14 protein-coding genes and 1 riboswitch are annotated in these 16,807 nt (G+C 66.5%); of the genes, 3 read left to right on the top strand and 11 right to left on the bottom strand.

The window, feature by feature from the left end:
• Position 1 precedes the first annotated feature (1 nt).
• Entirely contained in the window at positions 2-1,480 is a 1,479-nt protein-coding gene (locus ACQR13_RS17505; protein ID WP_434863028.1) for an MATE family efflux transporter, read from the bottom strand.
• A gap of 130 nt (positions 1,481-1,610) precedes the next feature.
• Positions 1,611-2,717, bottom strand: a complete 1,107-nt coding sequence (locus ACQR13_RS17500) for a 2'-deoxycytidine 5'-triphosphate deaminase (protein WP_316165598.1) — start codon at positions 2,715-2,717, stop codon at positions 1,611-1,613.
• 112 nt (positions 2,718-2,829) lie between these two features.
• A riboswitch (SAM riboswitch) is annotated at positions 2,830-2,909 on the top strand.
• A 76-nt stretch (positions 2,910-2,985) separates the two neighbouring features.
• On the opposite strand from ACQR13_RS17500, the gene ACQR13_RS17495 reads away from it, so the two are divergent.
• A complete protein-coding gene (locus ACQR13_RS17495) occupies positions 2,986-4,194 on the top strand; it encodes an O-succinylhomoserine sulfhydrylase (RefSeq protein ID WP_434863027.1) in 1,209 nt (402 codons plus the stop codon).
• 77 nt (positions 4,195-4,271) lie between these two features.
• Here ACQR13_RS17495 and ACQR13_RS17490 read toward each other — a convergent pair whose 3' ends face one another.
• The 3 genes from ACQR13_RS17490 to ACQR13_RS17480 are packed head-to-tail and all read right to left on the bottom strand — an operon-like array spanning position 4,272 to position 7,538.
• The gene (locus ACQR13_RS17490) at positions 4,272-5,432 is read right to left on the bottom strand and encodes a GDSL-type esterase/lipase family protein (protein WP_434863026.1); all 1,161 of its coding nucleotides are present in this window, start codon (positions 5,430-5,432) and stop codon (positions 4,272-4,274) included.
• A 13-nt stretch (positions 5,433-5,445) separates the two neighbouring features.
• Positions 5,446-6,204 carry an SGNH/GDSL hydrolase family protein gene (locus ACQR13_RS17485; protein WP_316195067.1) on the bottom strand — a complete coding sequence of 253 codons (759 nt, stop codon included), beginning with the start codon at positions 6,202-6,204 and terminating at the stop codon, positions 5,446-5,448.
• Positions 6,204-7,538: an OpgC domain-containing protein gene (locus ACQR13_RS17480; protein WP_316201981.1), complete on the bottom strand. Its 1,335-nt coding sequence runs from the start codon at positions 7,536-7,538 to the stop codon at positions 6,204-6,206. Before ACQR13_RS17480 ends, ACQR13_RS17485 begins: the two co-directional genes overlap by 1 nt.
• Before the next feature lie 324 nt (positions 7,539-7,862).
• On the opposite strand from ACQR13_RS17480, the gene apaG reads away from it, so the two are divergent.
• A complete protein-coding gene (gene apaG, locus ACQR13_RS17475; protein ID WP_315717145.1) occupies positions 7,863-8,255 on the top strand; it encodes a Co2+/Mg2+ efflux protein ApaG in 393 nt (130 codons plus the stop codon).
• 839 nt (positions 8,256-9,094) lie between these two features.
• Here apaG and ACQR13_RS17470 read toward each other — a convergent pair.
• The 3 genes from ACQR13_RS17470 to ACQR13_RS17460 form a co-directional block, all read right to left on the bottom strand.
• Positions 9,095-10,090 carry an Hsp33 family molecular chaperone gene (locus tag ACQR13_RS17470; RefSeq protein ID WP_315717144.1) on the bottom strand — a complete coding sequence of 332 codons (996 nt, stop codon included), beginning with the start codon at positions 10,088-10,090 and terminating at the stop codon, positions 9,095-9,097.
• 252 nt (positions 10,091-10,342) lie between these two features.
• Positions 10,343-11,269, bottom strand: a complete 927-nt coding sequence (gene argF, locus ACQR13_RS17465; RefSeq protein ID WP_315717175.1) for an ornithine carbamoyltransferase — start codon at positions 11,267-11,269, stop codon at positions 10,343-10,345.
• Between the two features lie 8 nt (positions 11,270-11,277).
• Positions 11,278-12,489, bottom strand: a complete 1,212-nt coding sequence (locus ACQR13_RS17460) for an aspartate aminotransferase family protein (protein ID WP_315717143.1) — start codon at positions 12,487-12,489, stop codon at positions 11,278-11,280.
• Between the two features lie 477 nt (positions 12,490-12,966).
• On the opposite strand from ACQR13_RS17460, the gene ACQR13_RS17455 reads away from it, so the two are divergent.
• On the top strand, positions 12,967-13,482 hold the full coding sequence (locus ACQR13_RS17455) for a GcrA family cell cycle regulator (protein ID WP_315717142.1): 516 nt from the start codon (positions 12,967-12,969) through the stop codon (positions 13,480-13,482).
• A gap of 122 nt (positions 13,483-13,604) precedes the next feature.
• On the opposite strand, the gene ACQR13_RS17450 is transcribed toward ACQR13_RS17455, so the two are convergent.
• From ACQR13_RS17450 to ACQR13_RS17440, 3 genes are all read right to left on the bottom strand, one after another.
• Positions 13,605-14,912 (bottom strand): ATP-binding protein, encoded by a 1,308-nt coding sequence (locus tag ACQR13_RS17450; protein ID WP_315717141.1) that lies wholly within the window; start codon positions 14,910-14,912, stop codon positions 13,605-13,607.
• A 28-nt stretch (positions 14,913-14,940) separates the two neighbouring features.
• Complete coding sequence (locus tag ACQR13_RS17445) at positions 14,941-15,996, bottom strand: lysylphosphatidylglycerol synthase domain-containing protein (protein WP_315751236.1); 1,056 nt, start codon at positions 15,994-15,996, stop codon at positions 14,941-14,943.
• Between the two features lie 501 nt (positions 15,997-16,497).
• Positions 16,498-16,803, bottom strand: a complete 306-nt coding sequence (locus tag ACQR13_RS17440; protein ID WP_315717139.1) for a hypothetical protein — start codon at positions 16,801-16,803, stop codon at positions 16,498-16,500.
• Positions 16,804-16,807 lie beyond the last annotated feature (4 nt).

Raw genomic sequence — 16,807 nt, 5'->3', positions numbered from 1 at the left:
CTCAGCCGATACGCGCCGGCGGCGGCCCGCGCGAGTCAAGGCCGCGTCCGGCCGTCAGCACGGCCGGGCGCAGCTCCAGCGCTGCGGCCGGCTTCGGGCCCCAGCGGGTGAGCATGACGCTGGCGAGCGTCAGCACCCCGAGCAGGACCATCGAGGACGCCGCCAGCATGAAGAAGTCGCCCTCGGTCGCGGCACGGCTCAACAGATAGCTGCCACCCGCAGCGATGAAGACGAGCCGCACCGTCTGCGCCAGCACCGGACCGAGCACCCTGGCGGCACCCTGCGAGGAGAAATACATCGAGATCGCCAGGCCGATGAAGGCATACATCGGCGCCGCGACCTGGAGATAGTGCCGGCCCGCGCTGCGCGCGCTCTCGTCCTGGGTGAAGATGTCGACCCACAATTGCGGGACGATCGCGATCAGCGTCGACAGCGCGCCCACCGACGCGAACGACACCAGTCCCGCCGTCCAGGCGATGCGGCGGGCGCGCGCGATTCTCTCCGCACCGATCGCCGTGCCGACCATCGGCACCGAGGCCATGCCGACGGAGAATGCGACCGTGGTCATCATGAACTCGAGCCGCGCGCCGATGCCGTAGCCGGCGAGCACGGCGGTGCCGAACGACGCCAGCATATGCGTGAAGATCGCGATCGACAGCACGGATTGCAGCGGCGAGAAGCAGGCGACGGCGCCGACCTTGAGAATGTCGGCGAACATCGCGCCGCTGATCTTCAGGCCCCGCAGCTTCGGCCGCACGCGCGCGCGGCCGGAGAACAGGTACCAGCCCATCACCGAGATGCTGACGCAGAACGCCAGCAGCGCGCCGGCGGCGACGCCGCGCATGCCGAGCCCGAGGCCCAGGCTGAGCGTGCCGCCCAACACGATCTGCAGCAGCGCCGAGCTGAGGATCATGAACGACGGCAGCTTCATGTTGCCGGTGCCGCGCAGGATGCCAGCCATCGAGTTCATCAGCCAGGGCAGGATCGCGCCGCCGAAGAAGATCTGCAGATAGGCCGTGGCATGGCTCAGCACCGCGCCGCGGCCGCCGAGCACCTCCAGCAAGGCAGGGCCGAACGCCAGCATGCCGATCATGAAGGTCGCGCCGAACAATAGCGCGATCAGCAGCGCGTGCGTGGCGAGCGTCGAGGCCCGCTCGGCGTCGCCGGCGCCGAGCGCGCGCGCGATCGCCGAGGCCACGCCGCCGCCCATCGCGCCGCCGGACATCGTCATGGTCAGGATCACCAGCGGAAACACCAGCGCCATCGCCGCCAGCGCCTCGATACCGAGCCGGCCGATATAGGAGGTCTCGGCGATGACGACGCAGGTGCCGGCCGTGTTCGCGATGATGTTGGGCCAGGCCAGCGACAGCAGGGTGCGCAGGATGGGTCCGTCGACGAGCTTATTCCGGACCGGCTTCTCGGGGGGCGGCAACGCACGCCCCTCGCCGACCGGATTGTCGGCCAGGCCGATCTCGGACATCTCAGCTCCCCGCTCGGCCGCGCAGGCCGCGGCCGTGTTATCGTTCGATTGCTCTCGCTTTCCTAGCACGGCGCTGGCGCGCGCCCTGTGCGGCAGGCGCATTGGGGGTGCGCGGCAGACGCAGCCGCGCTCAGAGACGGAAATGCTTGGAGAGCTTCAGGCCCTGGGCCTGGTAGTTGGAGCCGATGCGGCTGCCATACATCGCATTCGGCCGCGCCAGCATCTTCTCGTAGACGAGACGGCCGACGATCTGGCCGTGCTCGAGGATGAACGGCACCTCGCGCGAGCGCACCTCGAGCACCGCGCGCGAGCCCTGCCCGCCGGCGCCGGCATAGCCGAAGCCGGGATCGAAGAAGCCGGCATAGTGGACGCGGAATTCGCCGACCAGCGGATCGAACGGCACCATCTCCGCGGCGTAGTCCGGCGGCACCTGCACGGCCTCCTTGGAGGCCAGGATGTAGAACTCGCCGGGATCGAGAATGAGGCTGCCGTCGGTACGTGCCTTGATCGGCTCCCAGAACTCCTCGACCGGATAGCCGGCGCGGCGGTCGACGTCGACGACGCCGGTGTGGCGCTTGGCGCGATAGCCCACATATCCGTTCGCATTGCTGCCGGACAGGTCGACGGAAAGCGCGACGCCGCCGGTGAGATCGGCATCGTCGCGATCCACCAGTCGCTCGGCCTGGTGCAGCGCGATCAGTTCGTCCTCCGACAGGACCGCGTCGCGATAGCGGAAGCGAACCTGGGACAGGCGCGAGCCCTCGCGCAGCAGGACCGGGAACGTCTTCGGGCTGATCTCGGCATAGAGCGGGCCGTGATAGCCCGCGCCGATCATGTCGAAGCGTCGCGTGCCGTCGGCGATCACGCGGGTGAACACGTCGAGCCGCCCGGTCGAGCTTTTCGGATTGGCGGCCGCGACGATGTCCTTGGGCAGCGCCAGGCTCTCCAACAGCGGCACGATGTAGACGCAGTTGGTCTCCAGCACCGCGCCGTCGGCAAGTGCGAATTCGTGCAGCTTGAGCTCGTCGATGCGCTCGGCGACCGTCGCGCCCGGCCCGGGCAGGAAGCTCGCACGCACGCGATAGGCGATGTCGCCGAGCCGCAGATCGAGGCTCGCCGGCTGGATCTGGCTCTCGACGAAATCATATTCGGGGATGATCAGGCCAGCCTCCGTCATCGCCACGATCATGCGATCGGGGAGGATGCCGTGGGCGTCGGGGCTGAGCGAAAACGGCAAGACCTGATCCTTTGCAGGCGCCGGAACGGCGGCTTATTGAGCCAATATAGGGTCTTTTGACCGGTTATCCGATGGCTGGCTTGACGGAAAGGCCGGTTACGACTATGAGCACGACTTATCCCGTGGTGATTTGAGCCGGCCGGCTTGCAGCCACGTTAAATAAGTCGCTAAACAGGCCGGGGACGATTGTGATCCCGGCCGTGAGGAGTTTTCCCAGGCCGGTTTTTTTGTGCCCATCGCCCGAGGCGGTGGCCACGATGGAGGTCACATGTCGAAGTCCCCCGCGAAGGCGCCGGCGTCGTTCGCCCACTATCGTCCCGAAACGAGGCTGGTGCATTCCGGCACCTTGCGCTCCGAATTCGGCGAGACCGCCGAGGCGCTCTATCTCACCCAAGGGTTCGTCTACGCCACCGCCGAGGAATGCGAGGCGCGCTTCAAGGGCGAGGATCCCGGCTTCATCTATTCGCGCTTCTCCAATCCCACCACGGCGATGTTCGAGCGCCGCATGATCGAGCTCGAGGGCGCCGAGGCCTGCCGCTCGGCCGCAACCGGAATGGCCGCGGTCACCACGGCAATCCTGGCTCCCCTCCGTGCCGGCGACCACGTCGTCGCGGCCAAGGCGCTGTTCGGCTCGTGCCGCTACGTGGTCGAGGATCTCTTGCCGCGCTACGGCATCGAGTCGACCCTGGTCGATGGGCTCGACCTCGCCCAGTGGCAGAAGGCGGTCAGACCCAACACCAAGTCGTTCTTCCTGGAGAGCCCGACCAATCCGACGCTCGACGTGATGGACATCCCCGCCATCGCCGAGATCGCGCACGCCCATGGCGCGCGGCTGATCGTCGACAACGTGTTCGCCACCCCGATCTGGCAGAGCCCGCTCGCGCTCGGCGCTGACGTCGTGGTGTATTCCGCGACCAAGCACATCGACGGCCAAGGCCGCTGCCTCGGCGGTGTGATCCTGTCGTCGGAGGCGTTCATCGCCGAGCACATCCACAATTTCATGCGCCAGACCGGCCCGTCGATCTCGCCGTTCAACGCCTGGGTTCTGCTCAAGGGCCTGGAGACCCTGGCGGTGCGCGTGCGCGCGCAGACCGAGACGGCGGCGAAAGTGGCTGACTTCCTCGCCGCGCATCGGAAGATCTCGCGGCTGATCTATCCGGGCCGCGAGGACCATCCGCAGGCGGCAACCGTCCGCAAGCAGATGCGCTCCGGCTCGACCCTGGTCGGCTTCGAGGTCAAGGGCGGCAAGGCGGCTGCGTTCCGTACGCTCAACGGCCTGAAGCTCGCGCGCATCTCCAACAATCTCGGCGACGCCAAGACGCTGGTCACGCACCCGGCGACGACGACGCATCAGCGGCTGACGCCGGAGGCGCGCGCCGAGCTCGGCATCAGCGAGGGCTTCATCCGCTTCTCCGCCGGACTCGAGCATGCCGACGATCTGATCGAGGATCTCGACGCCGCCCTCAGCGCGGCGTAGCGAATGGCGAATAGAGAGTAGCGAGTAGTAGGATCTCTTTCCCTATTCGCTACTCGCTGTTTCCCACTCGCGCTCGATCACATCGGCCGATAGGTCGGCACCTCGGCCGGTGCGTTGATGCCGAGCTTGACCTGGCCGACCGAGCGGATGATGTCGTCGCCGAGCAACTGAGCGAAGCAGGCATAGCCCCAATCGCTCATGTGCAGGCCGTCCGAGATCACGAACTCGTTGATCGGGATCGCCTGGCGCTCGTGCCAGTCGCGCATCACCTCGAAGCGCGGGAAGATGCCGGCGTGATGCAGCTCGGCAATACGCCCGAGCAGCCTGTTCATGCGGCTGGCGTTCTCCGAGCGCTCGTTGACGCGCGGCGAATATTGCAGGTCGACCAGCACGACATCGGAGGCCGCCGCCTGGATCTTGGCGACGCCGTCCTCGACCAGCCTGGCGGTCTCGGCCGGATCGAGATCGCGCAGCACGGCATTGGTGCCGACCTGCCAGATCACGAGATCCGGACGCCGGTCGATCACCGACGTCTCCAGTCGCTTCATCATCTCCGGCGCATCCTCGCCGCCGACGCCGGCATTGATGACGCTGATGTCGACCATGGGATATTGCCGGCGCAACTGCGCGGCGAGCCGGTTCGGATAGGTGTAGTCCGGCGCGCTCGCGCCAAAGCCCTGCGTCGACGATGAGCCGAAGGCGACGATCACGACCGGCAGGCCGGAGGCGAGCTTGTTGGCGACGTGCGGCAGCGAAATGAAGTTCTTCTTGGCGACACCCTTCGGCGGCAGGCACGGCACGCGGTTGAAGATGTCGGTGGCCGATTTGGCGACCTGCTTGACCTTGTCGATCGCCCGCTCGGTGATGCTGCGCGATTGCGGCGGCGTGGCCGCGACGGCCTGCCCGGCTGCAGCCGGCGGCTGTGCATCGGTCATGGCCGGCGCGGTCGTCGCCGCGGGCGGCGAGGTCGTGGCCGCCGGGCGCACCGCGGCGATCGGCCCGCGCATCTGATCGTTCGCCTGCGCCAATGTGATGTGACCGATGCTCGGTCGCAGCTCGCTGATCAACGGAGGCTTCGGACCGGAGCTCTTCACATCGGAAAGCGCGGCGGGTGCAGCCGGCGCTGCGCTCTGCGCCCGTACCTTCTGCGGGCTCAGCGCGAGGGCGATGGCAATGACCGCAACGGCCGAAAGCTTCTCCCATGTCCCGGATACGCGGTGACACTCATTCGACGTCATGAACGACATAATCCTAGTTCTGCTGCGCCGGCCCGATATGCGCCGCGTCGATGATGAACTTCGACAGCGCCCGGCCGATGCAGTCATGAACCTGCCTGGCCAGCTCGACCCCGTGCGTCGGATTGAACAGGTCGAAATCGCCCTGCTCGTTCCACTGCCGCATGATGGCAAACCGATCGAACAGCGGGATGTCGCGCTGCTGCGCCACCACACGCATGTTGTCGACATAGGGCGGCACGGAGATCAATGTTTCCGTCCGCGGACTGTATTGCAGGTTCATCAAGACGACGTCAGCTCCCGCCTTCTGCAGCGTCGCCACACCGTCGTCGACCGCCTGCCGGAACTCATCAGGATCGATCGACCGCATGGCGTCGACCGTGCCGGTCTGCCAGATGACCAAATTAGGCCGTTTTCCTTCCACCAGTTTAACGAGATTGCCCGCGACCTCCTCGGCCGTCTTCTTGGGCTGCAGCTCGACGCTGAGATTGACGGTGACGGCCGGCAGCTTGTCCTTCAGCGCCGCCTGCAGACGGGCGGGGTAGGCATTTGCGTCGGAGGTGCTGACAATGGAGGATGAGCGGCTTCCGACGACGAGAATATCCAGCGTGCGGCCATTCTTGGCGGCGTCTGCAACCTTCGGGAGCGGGCTCTCGGTTGTCAGCAGGTAGGCCGGCACCTCGCAGTTCTGCGGCGCGTCTTCCGCGCGCGCGGAGGCCGCCAGCGAAACAGCCAGCGCTGCGATACCCAACCTTAACCACGAGACGGACTTCATCAGCCCCCTCCCGCCAGATCGGCGTTGCTGCGCGCACCTTTTCGCGCGGCCCCCTTATCGGCCTCACGCTTGTACCACGAAATCAACGACGCCACCCCCCACATGATGAGGATGCCGCAAAGGCTGATCACCGCGTGCATCATGGCGCCGCCGGACACTTCGGCAAGGACGAAGTGGCCCGCAAACGCCAGAAACACGCCAAGACAGAAGATCTCGAGCGAGTGTTGCCCACAAACAATCAGCGGACGCAGCCACGGCGACTTCAAGAGCGGCCAATCCTTGCGCAAATAGTGCACGGTGAGTGCTGCGAGTGCGAGAAAATGCGCGAAACGCAACACGTCAAGGTCGGTCTTGTCGATCGGATACATCCACTGCTCGATTCGGCGCGGCATCAGATGGCCGAGCTGCGGAATGTACCAGGTCAGGGTCACGCAGAAGGCCGCGACCAGATAGGCGACGCAGAGCCCGAGCGTGATCGGTGAGTTGATGATGCGCGACATGCGCTGGGCGCCCCCGAGCGCGCACCAGGCCCCGAACACGAACAGGAGCTGCCAGGCGAACGGGTTGAACGCCCAGAAGCCGTTCGGATAGGCCGTCAGATAGAGATCGAGCTCCCAGGTGAGTGCGTAGAGAACGACCGAGAGCCCGAGCGTGACGTCAGGACGCCAGCGCATCAGCCACAGGATCAGCGGCAGGAACAGCATCAGCACGATGTAGAGCGGCAGCACGTCCATGTTGACGGGGCGGAAGCGCAGGATCAGCGCCTGCACGATCGTCACGTCCGGCTGCTTGAGAAAGTCCATGATCCCCATCTCTTCGGTGTAGAGCGGGTTCTCGAAGCTGGTCGCGACGTAGGAGATCTCGGCAAGGAAGATCGTGAACAGGAAGACGTGGGCGACGTAGATCTGCCAGACGCGGCGCAGGATGCGCGCGGTGGCGACGATGAAGCCGGCATCCTGCATCGCCCGGCCATAGACGAATGCCGCCGTGTAGCCGGAGATGAAGATGAAGATCTCGGTGGCGTCGGAGAAGCCGTAGTTGCGGATCGTGAACCAGGTCAGCAGGTTCGGCGGCAGGTGGTCGATGAAGATCAGCCAGAGCGCCAGCCCGCGAAACAGGTCGAGCCGCAGCTCGCGCTCGCCGACCGCCGGGAAGGTGATCGCAGGAGCAGCGGTGGTGGCGGGTGCAGCGGTGACGGCCGGCGCCGCCGCGACGGCAGATGCAGATGCAGATGCAGCCGCGCTCACCGCGGCGGCAGTCTCCGCAGCCGGCGCGGGTGCGGCGCTGGCGGCGGGGGCGGACGGTCCGGCAGGGCGATCGACAATCGACGTCATCAGGCACCGCGTCAAGGCTGCCAGCCTTCGAGGCCCGGCAGGGGAAATGTAGGGCTGCGCAGATTTTACGCAAGCGATGAAGGACTTATCAGCTGGGCCGCGCCCAGTTTTTCGACCTTGGCGGACGGTTGGTGGGCGATCGCACGACGCAGGACAGGTCGATCGCCCCCAGGGTGCTGCCTGCCGCGCCCGATCCGAGTCCAAGGAACGGATCGCGCGTACGGCCGACAAAGTCCGCGATTCTTGTGCCATAATGCGGAACTGTGTTGAAAGCACGATGGCGTCGCGATTGGTTCCGGCGCGGGTTTCCGCTACAATGCCACCATGTATCGCGCCGTGACTCGCCACATCGAAGTGACCGTCGAACCGAACTTCCTGCCTGAGAAGTCGTCGGTGGCCGATGGCCGCTGGTTCTGGTCCTATACCGTCGTCATCACCAACAGCGGGGAGGAGACGGTGCGGCTGCGCAGCCGGCACTGGATCATCACCGATGGGATCGGCCGGCAGCAGGAGGTCCGCGGCGAGGGCGTGGTCGGCGAGCAGCCGGTGCTCGCGCCGGGCGAGCGCTTCGAATACACCTCCGGTGTCCCGCTCACCACCGCGTCCGGCTTCATGGCCGGCTCGTATCAAATGGAGAGCGAGAGCGGCGAGCACTTCGACATCGCCGTGCCGGCCTTCTCGCTCGACAGCCCCGAGGGCAAGCGGGTGTTGAACTAGCTGAGAAGGCATGCAGTCCGACTGCCCCAAGTCTCGTCTGCTCGCTGTCTCTTGTGCTGCAATACGACAGATCCTGCACCCGCGCCGCACGAAATCGTTCTCGCGACGCATCCCGCGCCCGAGCCTTGTCCATTCACCCGCCCTCTGCAAATAGAGGGCGCAGGGAAGGCCGGGCCTCGGCTGAGGCCTGCGGCCCGCCTGCAGAAAAAAATGCAGGCGGCAGGTACCACAGGTCCAGCCGGAACGACCCGGCCCTCCCTGCGCGACGGTTTTAACGGCTGCTTCGCGTTCTCCCTGGTGCGCCGGGCTTGTTGGCCACCATCCTCAACGCGAAGCGGAGCTTCAGCGTGAGTTGATATCAGCATCGGGATATCAGGACCGCGCGACTTGACCGTACGTGCATCGCCGTTCGTCCGCGCAGACTGACTACGCTGCGGCCATGCACGCCCATCGCGTCCCGCTGCCAACGGTCCGTGACGGTCGCGAAACGCCCCTCGTGCGGCAGCAAGACGCGCGGAAATGTGCCAGTGATTTGCCCGACGGCACAAGCGGTTTGTTGCTGCGACCAATCAACGCGACGGGCATGGATGTGGCGTCGATCAGCGAGAAAGCCGATTTTCAACAACGAACTAATCGAGATCGCCGGCGCACACGAACTCCCGACGTTTTCTCCGATGCCGTGCGACGCAGCCTATCAAGCGTCGTCGCGAGGAGCGAAGCGACGACGCGATCCAGAACTGTCGAAGCGACTGCGGATCGCGTCGCTGCGCTCGCGATGACGTACGGAGGGTTGTCGCTCGACCACGATCGGTACGACGCGCGGAGCGAGCGCAACAGAGTCAGTTCTCCGTCACGCCGGCTTCGTGCGGGGTGAAGTGATAGACCGAGGAGCAGAACTCGCAGGTGACGACGACCTTGTCGTCCTTGACCATGTCGGCGCGGTCCTGGGGCGAGAAGCTCTTCAGCATGTTGGCAACCGCATCGCGCGAGCAGGAACAGCGCGCCTGCAGCGGCACGAGGTCGAACACGCGCACGCCGCGCTCATGGAACAGGCGATACAGCAGCCGCTCGCCCGACAGCGCGGGATCGATCAGCTCGATATCCTCGACGGTCGCGACCAGCGACTGGCCCTCGACCCAGGCCTCGTCCTCCTCGATCGCATGCAGCTCGGTGCCTTCGGGCGCATCGCCGGGATGCAGGTCGGCTTGGCGCAAGCGCTCCGGCGCCTGCGGCAAAAATTGCGTCAGGAGGCCGCCGGCACGCCAGCGGTGCTTGCCGCCGCTCCACTCCTCGCCGACGGCGAGGCGCACGCGGGTCGGGATCTGCTCGGAGCGCAGGAAGTATTCATGAGCGGCCTCCTCCAGGCTGCCGCCGGTGAGCGCGACCAGCCCCTGGTAGCGGCTCATGTCGGCGCCCTGGTCGATGGTCATCGCCAGATGCCCCTTGCCGAGCAGGCCGCCGGAATCCTTGGCCTCCGCCAGCCGGGCTTCGTCGAAGCGGGCATAGGCACGCAGGCGATCGGGTGCCTGGAAGTCGACCACCAGGAACGACACCGGGCCGTCGGTCTGGGTCTGCAGGATGAAGCGGCCGTCGAATTTCAGCGCGGAGCCGAGCAAGGTCGTCAGCACGATGGCCTCGCCGAGCAGCTTGCCCACGGGCGCGGGATAAGCGTGCTTGGTGAGAATGTCGTCGAGCGCCGGGCCCATGCGGGTCAGTCGCCCACGCAGATCGAGCGCCGCGACCTCGAACGGCAGCACGGCGTCGTCGACCGGCACCGCCGAGGGGGCGCGGCTGGTATCGAGGTTGATGTCGGTGTCGGGGGGATTGGTTGTCATGGGGCGTATTTGGGGATGATTGAAACGAATGGAAGGGCATCCCCGGCTGTCGTCCCGGCGTTGAGCCGGGACTCATACCGCGGATGCTATCGAGGAACGCCGGTGGTAGTCGCCGACGCTAAGCCGTAACCGACGAACCACGATCGCTCCAACTACGCCGAGCAACGGCCACAGCTGCAAATCAGTTCGATCACGCGGTATGGGTCCCGGCTCAAGGCCGGGACGACACCGGTGAAATTGCGCCGTCGAACCCTAAGCCCGCTCGCCGAAGCACCAGGCCAAGATGCCCTTCTGCGCATGCAGGCGGTTCTCGGCTTCGTCGAACACCACCGACTGCGGGCCGTCGATCACCTCGTCGGTGACCTCCTCGCCGCGGTGGGCCGGCAGGCAGTGCATGAACAGCGCCTCGGGCTTCGCCAGCGACATCAACTTGGAATTGACCTGATAGGGCTTGAGCAAATTGTGCCGATGCTCGCCATCCTTGTCGCCCATCGACACCCAGGTGTCGGTGACGACGCAGTCGGCGCCGGCGACAGCGACTTCCGGATCGTGGCCGAGATGGATGTCGGCCCGGGTGGCGCGGATGAAATCCTTCATCGGCTTGCCGGGCGACAGCTGCGGCGGGGTGGCGACGTTGAGCCGGAACTTGAAGCGCTCGGCGGCATGGGCCCAGGAGGCCAGCACGTTGTTGTCGTCGCCGGTCCAGGCCACGGTGCGGCCCTCGATGGAGCCGCGATGCTCCTCGAAGGTCATCACGTCGGCCATCACCTGGCAGGGATGCGAGCGCCGGGTCAGGCCGTTGATCACGGGCACGGTGGCATGCGCGGCAAGCTCGAGCAGCGCCTCGTGGCTGAGGATGCGGATCATGATGGCGTCGACATAGCGCGACAGCACGCGCGCGGTGTCGGCGATGGTCTCGCCGCGGCCGAGCTGCATCTCGGTGCCGGTCAGCATGATCGCCTCACCGCCGAGCTGACGCATGCCGACGTCGAACGACACGCGCGTGCGCGTCGACGGCTTGTCGAAGATCATCGCCAGCACCTTGCCCTCGAGCGGCTTCTTCGCCGGCTCGCGCGCCTTCAAGGTCTTCTTCATCGCGCTGGACAGCGCCAGCACGTTGCGCAGCTCCTCCACCGGCATCTCGGTGAGATCGAGGAAATGACGCGGCGTATTGCCCATGGTCTTGCTCATGATGCGGCCGCCTGCTTGGCAGGCCCGCCCGACAGCGCCGCACAGGCGCGATCGAGCATCTCGACCGATTGTTCGATTTCGGATTCGTTGACGATCAGCGGCGGCAGGAAGCGCACGACGTTGTCGCCCGCGCCGACGGTGAGCAGCTTCTGATCGCGCAGCGCCGTGACCAGATCGCCCGACGGCACCACCGCCTTGACGCCGATGAGAAGGCCCTCGCCGCGGATCTCGGAGATGATGTCGGGATGACGATCGAGAACGGCGGCGAGCTTCTGCTTCAACAGCAACGACATCTTGCGGACGTGATCGAAGAAGCCGGGCGCCAGCATCACGTCGAGCACGGCGTTGGCCGCGGCGACCGCCAGCGGATTGCCGCCGAAGGTCGAGCCATGCGAGCCCGGCGTCATGCCCGACGCGGCCTCGGCCGTCGCAAGCACGGCGCCGATGGGAAAGCCGCCGCCGAGCGCCTTGGCCAGCGACATCACGTCCGGCGTGACGCCGAGCCAGCGATGCGCGAACAGATCGCCGGTGCGGCCCATGCCGGTCTGGACCTCGTCGATGACCAGCAACAAACCGTTGTCGTCGCAGAGCTGGCGCAGCGCCTTGTAGAACGGCAGCGGCGCGGTGCGCACGCCGCCCTCGCCCTGCACCGGCTCGACCAGGATGCCGGCGGTGTGCGGACCGATCGCCTTCTTCACGGCTTCGATGTCGCCGAACGGAACCTGATCGAAGCCGTCCATCGGCGGACCGAAGCCGTCGAGATATTTGGCCGAACCTGTCGCGGCGAGCGTGGCGAGCGTGCGGCCGTGGAACGCGCCTTCGAACGTAATGATACGATAGCGTTCGGGATGTCCCTTGGCGGCGTGATATTTGCGCGTGATCTTGATCGCGCCTTCCATCGCCTCCGCGCCCGAATTGGCGAAGAACACGTAGTCGGCAAAGCTCTGCTCGCACAGCCGCGCGGCAAGGCGCTCGCCATCCGGGCTCTTGAACAGGTTCGACATGTGCCAGAGCTTGGCCGCCTGCTCCTGCAGCGCCTTGACCAGATGCGGATGCGCATGGCCGAGCGAATTGACCGCGACGCCCGAGGTGAAATCGAGATAACGGTCGCCATTGGTCGCGATCAGCCACGCGCCTTCGCCGCGCTCGAACGAAAGATCGACCCGGGCGAATACGGGGAGGAGATGCGTAGCGGCAACACTGGTCATGGCGGATCACATGAGCTGACGGGCCGGCCGAGACACGCGCCACGCGGCGCCATCGCGCATCAGGGACCCCACCCTGGAAAACAAAATGTGCCGCCTTTTCAAGGCGGCACGTGCATCTATTGTATGCGGGCAGCGGTGGGAGTCAACTACGCGTCAGCTGATGCATGGGGGGCCGGCCCGTGAGATTCCGGACGCCTGACACGCCTCGAGACACGCCACAGGGAACCACGGAATGTGTGGACTGCGGCCGCCGACTCTTGCGCGGGAGTCACGCCATATTGTAGCGTTTTCAACGTCGAGTACGACATCTCGTGCGGCAGTTCTGATCCCTCTCGAAGTTCTCTGAGTTTGCGTAACGTCCGGGTGCCTTGCGCGTGCCCGGCGAGGGACAAGGGATTCTGCCGCCAGGGATTTTCTTGAGACAGCATCGCAGCGCCGTCCCGGAATTGGCCGGCGCAACGCGAAGGGAAAGGTTCGATGACCGTATTGACCTGGTCCGACGATCGCGTCGAGCAACTGAAAAAACTCTGGGAAGCCGGACTGTCGGCCAGCCAGATCGCCGCGGAACTCGGAAACGTGACGCGCAACGCCGTGATTGGCAAGGTGCACCGGCTGGGCCTGTCCGGCCGCGCCAAGAGCCCGGCCACCGCGGCACCGCGCCAGCGCAAGGCGGCCCGCCCGGCACAGCCGATGATGCGGGTGGCGCGCCCGGTGGCGCGCGGCAACACGGCGCTCGCACAGGTTTTCGAGGTTGAGGCGGAGCCCGATCCGGTTGCATTCGACAACGTCGTGCCGATGAACCAGCGGCTGTCGCTGCTGGAGCTCAACGAGGCGACCTGCCACTGGCCGGTCGGCGATCCCTCGAGCGCGGATTTCTTCTTCTGCGGCGGCAAGGCGCTTTCCGGTCTGCCCTATTGCGCGCAGCATTCGCGCGTCGCCTATCAGCCCGCGGCCGACCGCCGCCGCCAGCCGGCGAAGTCGACCACGCGCTGAGGAAGTTGGCCGCGACGGGCGATGAGGATGCTCCGCATCGCCCTGGGATCTCCGGCGGCCTCAACTCACAACGACCATGGACGTGAGCCCGGCCCGCGCCGGGCCGCAGATGCGACGGGCGATCAGGCGCCCCGCGCCGGCTTCGACTGCGGAAAGCACGCCGTGAAGGCGGCACCGTTGCGCGGCACGCTTTCGATCAGCAGCCGGCCGCGATGGCGGTTGAGGATGTGCTTCACCAGGGAGAGGCCGAGCCCGGTGCCGCCTTGCGCGCGGCTGTCGCCGACATCGACGCGATAGAAGCGCTCGGTCAGGCGCGGCAGATGCTCGGGCGCGATGCCGGGGCCGAAATCGCGCACCTTGACCCGGATCTCCGGCGCGTTCTCGGCGGAGACGGCCTGCTCCAGCGAGACGATCACGCGCCCGCCCGAGGCGCCGTATTTCAGCGCGTTTTCGATCAGGTTCTCGAACACGCGCAGCAGCTCCTCGCGGTCGCCGGCGATCGTCACCGGCACGTCCGGCAGGCTGGTCTCGATCACCACCTGGCGCTCGCGCGCCAGCGACTCCAGCCCGTCGGTGACCTGGCGGATGATGGGGACGACGTCGACCATGGCGTGGGGCTGGACATGCGCCGACAGCTCCACCCGTGACAGCGACAGCAGATCGTCGATCAGCCGCGCCATGCGCGTCGCCTGGATGTGCATGATGCCGAGGAAGCGCTCGCGCGCCTTCGGATCGTCCTTGGCCGGCCCCTGCAGCGTATCGATGAAGCCCGAGAGCGCCGCCAGCGGCGTGCGCAGCTCGTGGCTCGCATTGGCGACGAAGTCGGCGCGCATTTCCTCGACCCGGCGCAGCGGGGTCAGATCGTGGAACGTCATCAGCATGCATTTGTCCGTGCCGCCGAACGCCGTCGGCACCGGCACCGGCGTGATGATCAGCTCCATCCAGCGATCGACCGGAACGTGATCGTGATAGGTGGCACGGCGGATCTCGGTGGTGGCGATCGCCTCGCGCAGCGCAGTGATGATCTCCGGCGTGCGCAGCGCGAACTGGGCGAGCTCGCCCTTGCGCAGGGCCGGCGCGAGCTGCGCGGCAGCGGCATTGAGGTGGATGACTCGGCCGGCGCGGTCGAGCAGCACGGCGGGATCGGGGATGCCCTCGACCACCGCGCTCACGGCCGGCGCCTCGACCGGATTGGCGTGGCGCTCCTCCTCACGCTTGGCGACCGCGCCATGCAGCCGCCACGGCACCAGGGCGGCGGCGGAAATGCACAGGAATACCGCCAGGGCCCGCAGCGGCAGCAGCTCGTCCAGCAGCACGAGCCCGGCAAGCGCGAGCGCCGCAGCGAGCAGGATGATCGCGGAATGGCGCAGCCGGTCCGGCCAGGGGGTGAAGATCGAGAGCGGCGTGTCGGAGGGAGCGTCGAGGGCCATCTCGTCCTACTGTTCCCTTGAGCTGGCGTCAGGCACCGGAATCGCTGCGTTTCCTCACAAAAGCGGCTTCCGGTGGGGGGCCCGGATCGAGGCTGAGCGCGGCCTGCCGCAGCCGTTTCGACCGCGTGCTGATGATAACCTCGCGAAACGTCAGCAAGATTACAGAAATGAGGAACGGCGCCAAATAATACAGCATCCGGAACAGGAGCATTCCGGCCAGCAGCTCCTCGCGGTCCATCTGCCACAGCCCGACCAGCATCGCGGCGTCGAACACGCCGAGCCCGCCGGGGGAATGGCTGGCGAAGCCGAGCAGGGTCGCCGAGACGAAGATCACGGCCACCACGACGAAGCCGAGATTGGGCTCGTCCGGCACCAGCACATACATCGCCAGCGCGCAGAAACCGAGGTCGATGATGCCGATCGCGATCTGCAGCAGGGTCAGCGGGCCGCTCGGCAGCACCACGGTCCACGGCCCGCGGCCGACCACGCGCGGCTTGGTCCATACCCAGGCGACATACCCCAACAGACCGACCAGGATCGCGATCGCCACCATGCGGTTGACCCAGGGCGGCAGCTGGTCGATCGAGGCGGCTGCCTCCGGATGATAGCTGATGCCGAGCCCGAGCACGGCCGCATTGCCGAGCCAGAACGTCAGGCCGGCAAGGAAGCAGATCTTGGCGACGTCGATGGCGTTCAGCCCATGGGCCGAATAGACGCGGTAGCGCACGGCACCGCCGGTGAAGACGCTGGCGCCGACATTGTGGCCGATCGAATAGCTGGTGAAGGCGGCCAGCGCGTTGACGCGGTAGGGCACGTGGTCGTGGCCAATCGCGCGCACCGCGAACAGATCGTAGAAGGTCAGCGTGAAATAGCCGGCGGCGACGAACAGCGCGGCGAGCGCGATCTGATGCGGCTCCGTGCTCTTGATCGCCTCGAGCACCTCGTAGGTGTCGATGCCGCGCAGCATGTGGTAGAGGACGTAGCAGGCGACCGCGATCACAGCGATGCTGATCAGCACGCCGAGCTTGTGCAGGACTTGCTTCTCGCGCAGGAACGTGGCCGCTCTGCGTATGGCTTCAAGCATCTACACCTCTCACCGTGATCCGATCACGACGGCCGGGGACCCCGCGCCCCGGAGGCCGCAGCATCATGTGCGCATACAACGCCCTCGTAGCGCGTTTCGACGCATTGGGGAACACGGAGCGTGCGAACAAAAGCGTACACATGGATATACTTAGCAGGCTTTGCGGAAATGCGATGCACCGTTTTGCCGCACATGAGGCAAGACATCAGGCAAAGGCATCGGACAAGGCATCATGCAGGACGGCGGGGCAGCGCACGTCCCCGCCAGCCTGCAAACCCCAGGTTAAACTTTGGTGAGGAACGCGAATCTCGGGGCTTCCGGGGCGCCCAGCGGTTCGGCGGGTCAGCATGGCTCAACGATAAGCGCGAGCCGCGCGTTTGACAGGTTCGCGCCTCGTCAAACCTTCGTGTCTCGCAGTTGCGATGACCCGGGGCACGCGGACGGCGGGCGCGCCGCCGCAGTCTCGGCAGATGGCGTCGGGTGCAGTCCGGGGCGGCGGTCTCAGGCCGCCGATTTCGTCCGCATGCTGCGGATCACCACCAGCGCCCGAAGCCAGGTGCCGATGGCGCAGCCGACGAGGTAGGGCACGAACATGATCAGCAGCAGCTCGAGCCAGTAGCCGGCCCGGCCGGGAATCAGGCAGGCCACGGCCGTCGCGACCAGGCCGGCGGCCAGCGCCGCCAGCAGCCAGGTCAGCCAGCCCGACACGCGCGGGGCACGATGCACCACGGCGACCCAGCCCATCGCCAGCCCGATGGCGAATGCGCCGGCCAGCCAGCCCCAGTGAAAGGCAACGAGATAGGCCATGACG

Source organism: Bradyrhizobium sp. HKCCYLRH3059 (genome assembly GCF_051168035.1).
Lineage (GTDB): Bacteria > Pseudomonadota > Alphaproteobacteria > Rhizobiales > Xanthobacteraceae > Bradyrhizobium.
The sequence above is the reverse complement of the archived record's forward strand: the minus strand, read 5'-3'. Positions and strand labels throughout refer to the sequence as shown.

Bases quoted from the DNA above. Each gene is read 5' to 3' on its own strand.
- ACQR13_RS17505 (WP_434863028.1), bottom strand. From the start codon at position 1,480: ATGTCCGAGATCGGCCTGGCCGACAATCCGGTCGGCGAGGGGCGTGCG.
- ACQR13_RS17495 (WP_434863027.1), top strand. From the start codon at position 2,986: ATGTCGAAGTCCCCCGCGAAGGCGCCGGCGTCGTTCGCCCACTATCGT.
- ACQR13_RS17490 (WP_434863026.1), bottom strand. From the start codon at position 5,432: ATGACGTCGAATGAGTGTCACCGCGTATCCGGGACATGGGAGAAGCTT.
- ACQR13_RS17485 (WP_316195067.1), bottom strand. From the start codon at position 6,204: ATGAAGTCCGTCTCGTGGTTAAGGTTGGGTATCGCAGCGCTGGCTGTT.
- ACQR13_RS17480 (WP_316201981.1), bottom strand. From the start codon at position 7,538: ATGACGTCGATTGTCGATCGCCCTGCCGGACCGTCCGCCCCCGCCGCC.
- apaG (WP_315717145.1), top strand. From the start codon at position 7,863: ATGTATCGCGCCGTGACTCGCCACATCGAAGTGACCGTCGAACCGAAC.
- ACQR13_RS17470 (WP_315717144.1), bottom strand. From the start codon at position 10,090: ATGACAACCAATCCCCCCGACACCGACATCAACCTCGATACCAGCCGC.
- argF (WP_315717175.1), bottom strand. From the start codon at position 11,269: ATGGGCAATACGCCGCGTCATTTCCTCGATCTCACCGAGATGCCGGTG.
- ACQR13_RS17460 (WP_315717143.1), bottom strand. From the start codon at position 12,489: ATGACCAGTGTTGCCGCTACGCATCTCCTCCCCGTATTCGCCCGGGTC.
- ACQR13_RS17455 (WP_315717142.1), top strand. From the start codon at position 12,967: ATGACCGTATTGACCTGGTCCGACGATCGCGTCGAGCAACTGAAAAAA.
- ACQR13_RS17450 (WP_315717141.1), bottom strand. From the start codon at position 14,912: ATGGCCCTCGACGCTCCCTCCGACACGCCGCTCTCGATCTTCACCCCC.
- ACQR13_RS17445 (WP_315751236.1), bottom strand. From the start codon at position 15,996: ATGCTTGAAGCCATACGCAGAGCGGCCACGTTCCTGCGCGAGAAGCAA.
- ACQR13_RS17440 (WP_315717139.1), bottom strand. From the start codon at position 16,803: ATGGCCTATCTCGTTGCCTTTCACTGGGGCTGGCTGGCCGGCGCATTC.